The sequence below is a fragment of the Streptococcus dentapri genome, from assembly GCF_042649885.1.
GTDB lineage: Bacteria > Bacillota > Bacilli > Lactobacillales > Streptococcaceae > Streptococcus > Streptococcus dentapri.
Map to the genome: position 1 here is coordinate 21,840 of NZ_JBHSAC010000074.1, position 10,727 is coordinate 32,566.

Sequence of the window (10,727 nt, forward strand, 5' to 3'; positions counted from 1 at the left end):
TCGTTGTTAACTAGGGACACTATCAAAAATATCTTTAACCTCAGCTACAGTAACTGCTCGGGAGACTGCTCCACGAATTTTAGCCGCACCAGAGGTACCGCGTAGATAATAGGGGGCTAAGCCACGGAATTCACGTACCGCAATACTCTCTCCCTTAAGATTGACTAGTCGTGTTAGATGCTCAAATGCAACAGCCAATTTTTCATCAAAGGTTAGATTAGGCAGGATCTTCCCTGTCTCAAAGAAGTGATTGATCTGTGTGAAAAGATAAGGATTATTAAGAGCTCCGCGACCAATCATAACCGCATCAGTTCCCACTTCTTCAATCATAAACTTAGCGTCTTGAACAGTCTTGACATCACCATTACCAATGAAAGGAATGCTTTTGATTTCCTTAGCCACACGCGCCAAGGTTTCATGATCACAGCTACCTGTATACATCTGTTCGCGGGTCCGTCCGTGCATAGCAAGGGCGGCCACCCCGGCTGATTCAGCTGCTAAGGCATTCTCGACGGCCAATGAGCTATCGGCCCAGCCTGTCCGCATTTTTACAGTTAAAGGAATCTCAAGAACGGATTTAACTGTTTTGACAACCTGATAAATTTTTTCAGGATCCTTTAGCCACATAGCTCCAGCTTCATTCTTTACGACTTTATTCACAGGGCAGCCCATATTGATATCAACAAGATCCGTTTTGGTATTCTCCTGGATAAATTCGGCAGCACGTGCTAAACTGTTTCCATCGCTACCGAAAAGCTGGATAGAAACAGGATGCTCACCTTCATCAATATGAAGCATGTGTAAGGTTTTTTCGTTATTGTACTGGATCCCCTTGTCAGATACCATTTCCATAACGACAAGTCCGGCTCCGAATTCTTTGGCAATGGTTCGAAAAGCAGAATTGGTTACACCTGCCATGGGAGCTAGGACAGTGCGGTGGGGGATTTCGATATTTCCAATCATGAATGATGAATTAAGCTTTGTCACTGATGATTTCCTCCAGATCTTTTTCATTAAAGGTATAGGCTTTGCCACAGAATTGGCAAATGATTTCAGCTCCCTGGTCTTCTTCCTTCATGGCTTCAAGCTCTTCAAGGGCTAAGGTTCTGAGAGCCTCTGTGAAGCGTTCACGTGTGCAGTCACAGGCAAAGCTGAGTTCTTCTTCAGATAATATCTTATAAGCCTCTTCAGCATAAATTGCTTCAATCAAAGCTTGGGTAGGATTTTCAGCTTCCAGCAGTGTCGAGATTGCTGGCATGTTTTGTATGCGTTTTTCAAAACGTCTAATCTCTGTCTCGTCAGCCTCTGGTAGAGCCTGTAGCATGAAACCACCGGCAACCTTAACCTTATCGTCTTGATCAAGCAGGACGTTGAGGCCAACAGCGCAAGGAATTTGCTCACTTTCGCTTAAAAAATAAGTAAAATCTTCTCCAATTTCGCCTGAGACTAGAGGAGTTGTAGATGTATAGGGGCGACCAATTCCATAGTCAATGATTGCCACAAATTGCCCTTGTCCCATGAAGGGTCCAACTAAGACTTCACCGCTGGCCGTTTTTTTAATATCCACTCCGGAGTTTTGAATATAGCCCTTGACGTGTCCAGCTGTATCGGCAACCGAAATAATATGACCAAAAGAACCATTACCGATAATTTTAAGGGTGACTTTAGACTTACCTTTTTGATTGGCAGCTAAGATTTGGTTGGCAATCAAAGTTCGGCCGAGCGCCACTGTTGATGATGATAGGGTTTGATGCTTTTCTTGAGATGTTCGGACAGTTTGAGTGCTATCCAACACATAAGCCCGGAAGGAACCGGACTTCGCAATTGTTTTGATGAGTTTATCCATAGTGTATTTATTATAGCATAAAAGCTTAAGATGAATATAGCTGGTGAATTAAAAAGGTCGATGGCTCAATTTATTGAGATACAATCATTAAGCTTGGAGCGATTTTTTGATAGTAGGCATTCAAAGAAGAAATCACCAATGATAAGTAAAAGTTTTCTTGCCTCCCCTCCTAAAATTTGATATAGTAATGGCTAAAGACATATTGGAGGGACAAGAATGCCAGCTATAGCTATTTTACTTATATTCCTTTTAGGGATGTTCTTTATGAATTCCCGTGCTCAAAAGAAACAGGCTGCTGCTCGTACCAAGCGTATGAATAGCCTTGTAAAAGGAGCAGAGGTTGAGACCATCGGAGGTTTGATTGCGATTGTTGACGAAGTGGATCATGATAATAATCGTATCACTTTGGATGCTGATGGCGTTTATTTAACGTTTGACTTAGAGCGCTCAATCTTGAATATCCTTTCTTCGCCGGCGTCAGAAACTAAAGCAGTTGACAGCTTGACGACTGAAGAAACAGAGCCAGCTCAAGACAAGGCTGAAGAAGCTGAATCTTCAGAGTCGGCTATCGAGGAATAATATTGGAAAAGGGCTGGGACATTCAGCCTTTTTCCAATACTTAAATATTTAGGCGGGTTAAGATTTTCTATCTTTTTTTCTTAGCTTTTTATCTTTGGCTTTAGTGGTGGCTAAAGGTGCAAAGTTGCTGGATTTATGGTAGACTATTAAAGAGTATAGCAATAGGAAGTACTATGTTTAAATTTAGAAAAAAAGAGCAGGCATTGAGCCTAGGAACAATTCCCAAGCATATTGGTATTATAATGGACGGCAATGGTCGCTGGGCTAAGAAACATCTACAACCACGTGTTATGGGACACAAGGCTGGAATGGATGCTCTGCAGAAGGTAACGATTAAAGCCTCTGAACTGGGCGTTAAGGTTTTAACCGTTTATGCTTTTTCAACCGAAAACTGGTCTCGTCCTGCTGATGAGGTTAAGTTTATCATGAATTTGCCAGTCGAGTTTTTCGATAAATATGTCCCAGAATTGGATAAAAATAATGTTCGTGTTGAGGTTATCGGCGATACGAGTGAATTGCCTGCGGAGACTTTTGATGCGATGAAGCGGGCCTGTGATAAAACCAAACACAATTCTGGTTTGGTTTTGAACTTTGCTCTTAATTATGGTGGCCGTGCAGAGATTACCACAGCTGTTAAGGAAATTGCTCAAGAGGTTTTAGAAGCTGATTTGAGTCCTGACAATATTACTGAGGATCTGATTGCCAATCATCTCATGACTAATAAACTCCCCTTTCTTTACCGTGATCCAGATTTGATTATCAGGACGAGTGGGGAATTGCGTCTCAGTAATTTTCTGCCTTGGCAGGCAGCCTACAGTGAATTTTATTTTACAGATGTCCTATGGCCAGACTTTAACCAGGAGCAGTTGGTTGCGGCTATTAGAGAATTTAACCGTCGCCAGCGTCGCTTTGGTGGCCTATAAAAGGAGAAGAAAGTATGCGTGAACGAGTTATCTATGGAGGAATTGCTGGGGTTATTTTTCTGGCTTTCCTAGCTATAGGAAATCTCCCCTTTCAGCTATTTGTCGGTGCCTTAGCAATGATTGCTATGACAGAACTCTTTAAAATGAAGGGGTTAGAGATCTTTTCTTTTGAGGGAGTTCTAGCTATGTTAGCGGCTTTTGTTCTTACAGTACCAATAGGAAACTATCTGACTTTTTTACCTTTGGATGCTAGCTGGACTTGCTTTGGTCTCATTAGTTTTATGATTCTAGCTGGAACAGTTTTTAATAGCCAGTCCTATTCCTTTGATGATGCCATTTTCCCTATTGCTTCAGCTGTTTATGTCGGTTTTGGCTTCCAAAATTTGGTCAATGCCCGCTTAGACAGCGTCAGCAAAGTGCTCTTTGCTATCTTTATTGTTTGGGCAACAGATATTGGTGCTTATATGATTGGACGTCAGTTGGGGCGCAATAAATTACTGCCAGCTGTTTCGCCCAACAAAACCATTGAGGGGAGTCTCGGCGGTATTCTTTCAGCCTTAGTTGTTTCTCTAGTATTTATGCTGATTGATAAGTCCGTTTACAGTCCAAAATCCTTTTTGGTCATGCTGATTCTAGTTATTGTTTTCAGTGTTTTTGCCCAGTTTGGCGATCTAGTAGAAAGTGCTATCAAGCGTCATTTTGGTGTTAAGGATTCCGGTAAGCTTATTCCTGGACATGGCGGAATTTTAGATCGTTTTGACAGTATGATTTTTGTCTTCCCGATTATGCACTTCTTTGGTCTATTTTGATAAGATTAGGTAAAGAAAGCGAAGAATTGGTGGCAATTTCTATGTCTCTAAAACATAGTTGTAAAGAGGTTGGAACATGGAGTCCCAACCTCATTGTCACGTAGAGGTATAAGGATGCTTTTAAATATTATTGTATTTATCATTGTTTTTGGTATTTTAGTAGTGGTCCATGAATTTGGCCATTTCTATTTCGCCAAGAAATCCGGTATTCTGGTTAGGGAATTTGCTATCGGAATGGGGCCCAAAATTTTTGCGCATACAGGAAAAGACGGGACAGCCTATACCATTCGAATCCTGCCATTAGGAGGTTATGTTCGCATGGCTGGCTGGGGAGATGATACAACTGAGATAAAGACGGGCAGTCCAGCTAGTCTGACTCTGAATGATGAAGGGGTTGTTACCCGCATTAATCTTTCTGGCAAGCAACTGGACAGCAATAGCCTTCCCATCAATATCACTAGTTACGACTTAGAAGATAAACTCAGTCTCACGGGAGTAGTTTTAGATAAAACCACGACCTATAAGGTGGACCATGATGCGACTATTGTGGAAGAAGATGGGACCGAATTGCGGATTGCGCCACTGGATGTTCAGTATCAGAATGCCAGCGTTTTAGGTAAAATGATAACCAACTTTGCTGGTCCTATGAATAATTTTATTTTAGGGACTCTGGTTCTTGTTCTCTTGGTCTTCCTCCAAGGTGGAGTACCTAATGAAAACAGCAATGCTGTTCGGGTTACTGACAATGGTGCTGCCCAAGTTGCTGGTGTCAAAAATGGTGATAAAATTTTAGCTGTTGAAGATCGTAAAATCACTAATTGGGAAGATTTGACCGAGGCGGTTTCAAGCTCGACAAAGGGACTTAAAAAAGGTGAGTCCATCAGCCTTACAATTAAAAATACTAAAGGATCTACCCGCAAGGTTGAAGTGATACCCCAAAAAACAAATGGGAGCTACTTAATTGGTGTTCAGCCGACTCTAAAAACGAGTTTCTGGGCTAAGCTCACTGGAGGCTTTAAACAAGCCTTCCTAGCTATGACAGCTCTTATTAAGGCTCTGGGTAATCTCGTTACTAATTTCAGTCTCAATAAGCTGGGGGGGCCAGTTGCTATGTATCAAATGGTTGGTCAGGCCTCTCAATCTGGTTTCACCAATGTTTTATACCTGATGGGCATGCTATCAATGAACTTAGGGGTCGTCAATCTATTTCCAATCCCTGTTCTCGATGGTGGTAAAATTGTCATCAACATCATTGAAGCGCTCCGCCGTAAGCCTCTGAAACAAGAGACGGAGACCTATATTACCTTGGTTGGTGTTGTTTTTATGTTACTATTGATGGTTGCTGTAACATGGAATGACATCATGCGGGCCTTCTTCTAATGACTGCTAAATTTTAATTTTGTCTAAGGAACAATCAATATCATTGAAAGGAAATTCTTGAGTATAGCTAAGCTACACTCAAGCAAAGATAACTATGAAACAATCTCAAATGCTGATCCCAACACTTCGTGAAATGCCAAGTGATGCTCAAGTCATCAGCCACGCTCTGATGGTACGTGCTGGCTATGTGCGTCAAGTGACTTCGGGAGTTTACTCTTACCTGCCATTAGCCAATCGCGTAATCGAAAAATTTAAAACCATTATGCGTCAGGAGTTTGAAAAAATTGGTGCAGTTGAAATGTTAGCTCCGGCGCTTTTAACAGCTGATTTATGGCGCGAGTCGGGTCGATATGATACCTACGGTGATGACCTTTACAAGTTAAAAAATCGTGATAATGCTGATTTTATCTTGGGACCAACGCATGAAGAGACTTTTACGGCTATTATTCGCGACTCTATCAAATCTTACAAGCAGTTGCCAATGAACCTGTATCAGATTCAACCTAAGTATCGTGATGAAAAGCGTCCTCGTAATGGCTTGCTCAGAACACGTGAATTTATCATGAAGGATGGTTATAGTTTCCACGCCACTTATGAAAGTCTGGATCAAGCTTATGAGAACTATCGTAGAGCTTATGAAGCCATCTTCATCCGGGCCGGTCTAGACTTCAAAGCGATTATCGGTGATGGTGGAGCTATGGGAGGTAAAGACAGTCAAGAGTTTATGGCTGTGACACCGGATCGTACTGATTTAAATCATTGGCTAGTTTTAGATAAATCCATTGCCTCTATCGACGAGATTCCAGAGGATGTCCTTGCTGGTGTTCAAGCAGAATTGAATAATTGGCTGATTTCTGGTGAAGATACGATTGCTTATTCTGACCAATCAGGCTATGCAGCCAATCTGGAAATGGCTACTAGTCAATACAAGTCAAATACAGCTGTTGGAACTCAAGCAGAACTAACAAAGGTTGAAACGCCGAATTGTAAGTCCATTGATGATGTAGCAGCCTTTTTACAGGTTGATGAGTCAAAAACAATCAAGACTCTCCTCTTCATTGCTGATGAGAAACCTCTTGTCGTCCTTTTGGTAGGTAATGATCAGGTCAATGATGTCAAACTCAAAAACTACTTGGCTGCTGATTTCCTTGAGCCAGCGACCCAAGAGCAGGCAAGAGCTGTTTTTGGTGCTGATTTTGGTTCACTTGGGCCGATCGGTTTGGCAGAGGATATCACTATTATTGCTGACCGTAAAGTTCAGGATCTTACTAATGCAGTCGTTGGTGCCAATGAAAATGGTTACCATTTGACTGGTGCCAATCCAGAACGCGATTTTACCCCATCTGCTTATGTAGATGTACGCGAAGTTAAAGAGGGTGAAATATCACCTGATGGCCAAGGTGTCCTAAAGTTTGCACGTGGTATTGAAATCGGTCATATTTTCAAATTAGGTACGCGTTACTCTGATAGTATGGGAGCAACTATTCTTGATGAAAATGGTCGTTCTGTTCCAATTATTATGGGAAGTTACGGTATCGGTGTTAGTCGTATTCTATCAGCTGTCATCGAGCAACATGCGCGTCTATTTATCAATAAAACACCAAAAGGTGATTTTCGCTATGCTTGGGGAATCAATTTCCCTAAGGAATTAGCACCTTTTGATGTGCATTTAATCACAGTTAATGTTAAGGATGCTGATGCGCAGGCACTGACAAATAAGCTCGAAGGACAATTAATATCAGCTGGTTATGAAGTTTTGACTGACGATCGTAATGAACGCGTTGGATCAAAATTCTCTGACAGCGATCTTATCGGTTTGCCTATTCGTGTTACAGTTGGTAAAAAAGCTGCTGAGGATATTGTAGAGGTTAAGATTAAAGCTAGTGGTGATACCATTGAGGTTAACGCCGAAAATCTATTAGAAACTCTAGAAATTTTAACAAAAGATGTAGATTAGTGATGAGCTGCACCTTAGACTTGAATTGGATTCAAGCTGGGTGCAGTTTGTTTTCTTACCTTAAAAAATTTTCCTACCTAGCCTTAGTTTTGTTATAATAAAGCTACTAATAACGAAGAAGGTGATTTTATGAAATTAACAACATTGGGTTGCTGGGGAGCGTATCCTTATCGTGAAGGTGGGACAACTTCTTATCTTATTACCGGTCAGGATGGCTTTCAATTACTGATGGATTGTGGCAGTCGAGCTGTGACGGAATTAGAAAAAGAAATCAGTCCCTTGGACTTAGATGCGGTTATTATCAGTCACTATCACCCTGATCATGTCGCTGATTTAGGTGTTCTTCGCCATTATTTCCAACTCTATCCTAAACACTTGTGGCAACCTAAAGTCCTGCCAATCTACGGTCATGATGAGGATGCTTACGAATTTGCAAAATTGACCATGAATGGCGTATCACAAGGGATTGCTTATGATGTCAAAGGCGTGGAGCAAATTGGACCTTTTGATATTAGTTTTATAAAGACTATCCATCCAGTACCTTGCTATGCTTTTCGCATTGTCGAACGCTCTACTGGTCAAGTACTTGTTTTTACTGGGGATACAGGTTATTTTGCTGAGCTGTCAAATTTCACGGCTGGTGCAGATCTTTTCTTAGCTGATGTTTACCTTTATGAAGGCAATGAAAATCATATCGCTCATTTAACAAGCAAAGAAGCTGGAGAAATTGCAACCGAATCTGGTGTCAAAAAATTAGTTTTAACTCATGTACCACCATTACCACCGGAAGAAATCGAGCCTGAGCATCATCTGGAAGTTTTGAAAAATCAAACGGAGAAATATGTTAAAAATATACCGGTAGAAATAGCTGATCCGCATAAATCTTGGGATTTAGGAGCTATTTGATGACTGATTTTACCCATAAGGAAAAAGAATATTTCATGGCTCAAGCTCTGAAAGAGGCTCAGAAATCCTTAGCTAAAGAAGAAATTCCCATAGGTTGTGTTATTGTTAAAGATAAAGAAATCATTGGATGTGGACATAATGCGCGTGAAGAATTGAATCAGGCCATCATGCATGCAGAAATTATGGCTATTGAAGAAGCTAATACCAAGATGGGAAATTGGCGCTTGCCTGACACCGCCCTTTTTGTGACGATTGAGCCTTGTGTCATGTGTAGTGGCGCAATCGGTCTGGCTAGGATTCCGCAGGTCATTTATGGAGCTAATAATCAAAAATTTGGTGCTGCAGGTAGCCTTTATAATATTCTCAGGGATGAGCGTCTAAATCATCGCGTTGAGGTGGAAACAGGTATTTTAAAGGAGGACTGCGCTAGCATTATGAAAGATTTTTTTCGGAAAAGACGGATAAAGAAGGAGTAGAAAATGAAAGCTAAAAGGTAATCCTTAATAGGATCAACACTCTTTTTCTCAGCAATTCTTATCTTCGTTAGACTTTTGATAAAGTAATCCTCTTTCAGGCCGGAGTCTTTGAATACCATCAAAATTCATTGAGTTGGCATAGAACACAAATTATGCTATAATACTTTTTGGAGCAACATCTTCGCGTGAAGTGGGTCAGGGGAGGAATCCAGCAGCCCTAAGCGATGTAAGGTGTGTGCTCTTTTTAATTTTCAAAGAGCTTTTGTATCCATTTTTGAGAAATAGCAACCGTTTTCTTTTTTGATAAAAAGAGTCTAAAAACATTGAAAAATAGGGAAGAAAAGAGTAAACTAGGTAAGTATACTGAATTTATAGAGGAGTATCCTAAGATGACACACATTACATTTGATTATTCAAAAGTCTTAGATCAATTTATTGCACCACATGAAATAGACTATATGCAAGCACAGGTCAGTGCAGCAGACGCTTTTTTGCGTCAAGCTAGTGGACCAGGATCAGATTTTCTAGGCTGGCTGGACCTTCCAGAAAACTACGATAGAGAAGAGTTTGCCCGTATTTTGGAAGCGGCTAACAAGATCCAATCTGACAGTGAAGTCCTTGTTGTTATCGGTATTGGTGGATCTTATCTTGGCGCTAAAGCTGCTATTGATTTCTTAAATAATCATTTCATCAATTTTCAGACAGCTGAACAGCGTAAAGCGCCGCAAATTCTTTATGCCGGAAACTCAATTTCATCAACCTATCTTGCTGATCTTGTTGAGTATGTTGCGGACAAAGATTTCTCAGTCAATGTCATTTCAAAATCAGGAACAACGACCGAACCAGCGATTGCTTTTCGTGTTTTCAAGGAACTCCTGATAAAAAAATACGGTCAAGAAGAAGCCAACAGACGTATCTATGCAACCACTGATAAAGCCCGCGGTGCCGTTAAGGTTGAAGCGAATACTAACGGCTGGGAAACCTTTGTTGTCCCAGATAATGTTGGGGGGCGTTTCTCGGTTCTCACAGCAGTAGGTCTCTTACCAATTGCAGCTTCTGGTGCTGATATCACTGCCTTGATGGAAGGTGCTAACACAGCTCGTAAAGAGTTAAGCTCAGATAATATTTCTGAGAATATTGCTTACCAATATGCAGCTGTTCGTAACATTCTCTACCGCAAAGGTTATGTTACTGAAATTTTGGCTAACTATGAGCCGTCGCTACAATATTTTGGTGAATGGTGGAAACAGTTGGCTGGTGAGTCAGAAGGTAAAGACCAAAAAGGTATTTACCCAACCTCCGCTAATTTCTCAACAGACCTTCACTCGCTGGGACAATTCATCCAAGAAGGTTATCGTAACATTTTTGAAACCGTTGTGCGTGTTAAAAAACCACGTAAAAATATCACCATCCCTGAATTAGCAGAGGATCTTGACGGTCTTGGCTATCTTCAAGGAAAAGATGTTGATTTTGTTAATAAAAAAGCGACAGACGGAGTACTCTTAGCGCATACAGATGGTGCGGTTCCTAATACTTTCATCACCATTCCTGAGCAGAATGAATTCACTCTAGGTTATACCATTTACTTCTTTGAATTGGCTATTGGTCTCTCAGGCTATCTCAATGGGGTTAATCCGTTTGACCAACCAGGTGTTGAAGCCTATAAGAAAAATATGTTTGCTCTTCTTGGTAAACCCGGATTTGAAGATCTCAGTGCAGAATTGAATGCCCGTTTGTAAGATATAAGTAAAAAAAAACAATTTCCTTTTGGAAATTGTTCAGACCGAAGACAAACTTCTTTTTGGAGGTTTGTCTTTTTTGGTGTCTCTTATCTTTAAGATGAAAAATGGA

At 40.9% G+C, this 10,727-nt stretch carries 10 protein-coding genes and 1 other RNA gene; 9 read left to right on the forward strand and 2 right to left on the reverse strand.

The features are described from left to right. Positions 1 to 6: 6 nt before the first annotated feature. The gene (gene dusB / locus ACFOSE_RS08765; protein ID WP_380432528.1) at positions 7 to 987 is read right to left on the reverse strand and encodes a tRNA dihydrouridine synthase DusB; all 981 of its coding nucleotides are present in this window, start codon (positions 985 to 987) and stop codon (positions 7 to 9) included. Beyond that, positions 974 to 1,846: an Hsp33 family molecular chaperone HslO gene (gene hslO / locus ACFOSE_RS08770; protein ID WP_380432530.1), complete on the reverse strand. Its 873-nt coding sequence runs from the start codon at positions 1,844 to 1,846 to the stop codon at positions 974 to 976. The genes dusB and hslO overlap by 14 nt, the downstream gene beginning before the upstream one ends. Positions 1,847 to 2,110: 264 nt before the next feature. Here hslO and ACFOSE_RS08775 point away from each other — a divergent pair, with 264 nt between their 5' ends. From ACFOSE_RS08775 to ACFOSE_RS08815, 9 genes are all read left to right on the forward strand, one after another. Further along, the gene (locus ACFOSE_RS08775; RefSeq protein ID WP_380432532.1) at positions 2,111 to 2,425 is read left to right on the forward strand and encodes a preprotein translocase subunit YajC; all 315 of its coding nucleotides are present in this window, start codon (positions 2,111 to 2,113) and stop codon (positions 2,423 to 2,425) included. A gap of 173 nt (positions 2,426 to 2,598) precedes the next feature. Continuing rightward, the gene (locus ACFOSE_RS08780) at positions 2,599 to 3,348 is read left to right on the forward strand and encodes an isoprenyl transferase (protein WP_380432534.1); all 750 of its coding nucleotides are present in this window, start codon (positions 2,599 to 2,601) and stop codon (positions 3,346 to 3,348) included. 14 nt (positions 3,349 to 3,362) lie between these two features. Beyond that, positions 3,363 to 4,157: a phosphatidate cytidylyltransferase gene (locus tag ACFOSE_RS08785; RefSeq protein WP_380432535.1), complete on the forward strand. Its 795-nt coding sequence runs from the start codon at positions 3,363 to 3,365 to the stop codon at positions 4,155 to 4,157. Between the two features lie 114 nt (positions 4,158 to 4,271). Next, positions 4,272 to 5,537, forward strand: a complete 1,266-nt coding sequence (rseP, locus tag ACFOSE_RS08790; RefSeq protein ID WP_380432537.1) for an RIP metalloprotease RseP — start codon at positions 4,272 to 4,274, stop codon at positions 5,535 to 5,537. 94 nt (positions 5,538 to 5,631) lie between these two features. Then, positions 5,632 to 7,494 carry a proline--tRNA ligase gene (locus tag ACFOSE_RS08795; RefSeq protein ID WP_380432539.1) on the forward strand — a complete coding sequence of 621 codons (1,863 nt, stop codon included), beginning with the start codon at positions 5,632 to 5,634 and terminating at the stop codon, positions 7,492 to 7,494. A 129-nt stretch (positions 7,495 to 7,623) separates the two neighbouring features. Continuing rightward, a complete protein-coding gene (locus ACFOSE_RS08800) occupies positions 7,624 to 8,400 on the forward strand; it encodes an MBL fold metallo-hydrolase (RefSeq protein ID WP_380432541.1) in 777 nt (258 codons plus the stop codon). Next, entirely contained in the window at positions 8,400 to 8,876 is a 477-nt protein-coding gene (gene tadA / locus ACFOSE_RS08805; protein WP_380432543.1) for a tRNA adenosine(34) deaminase TadA, read from the forward strand. The genes ACFOSE_RS08800 and tadA overlap by 1 nt, the downstream gene beginning before the upstream one ends. A 159-nt stretch (positions 8,877 to 9,035) precedes the next feature. After that, an RNA gene (gene ffs, locus ACFOSE_RS08810) (signal recognition particle sRNA small type) lies at positions 9,036 to 9,133 on the forward strand. A gap of 132 nt (positions 9,134 to 9,265) precedes the next feature. Further along, on the forward strand, positions 9,266 to 10,615 hold the full coding sequence (locus ACFOSE_RS08815; protein ID WP_380432545.1) for a glucose-6-phosphate isomerase: 1,350 nt from the start codon (positions 9,266 to 9,268) through the stop codon (positions 10,613 to 10,615). Positions 10,616 to 10,727: the final 112 nt, after the last annotated feature.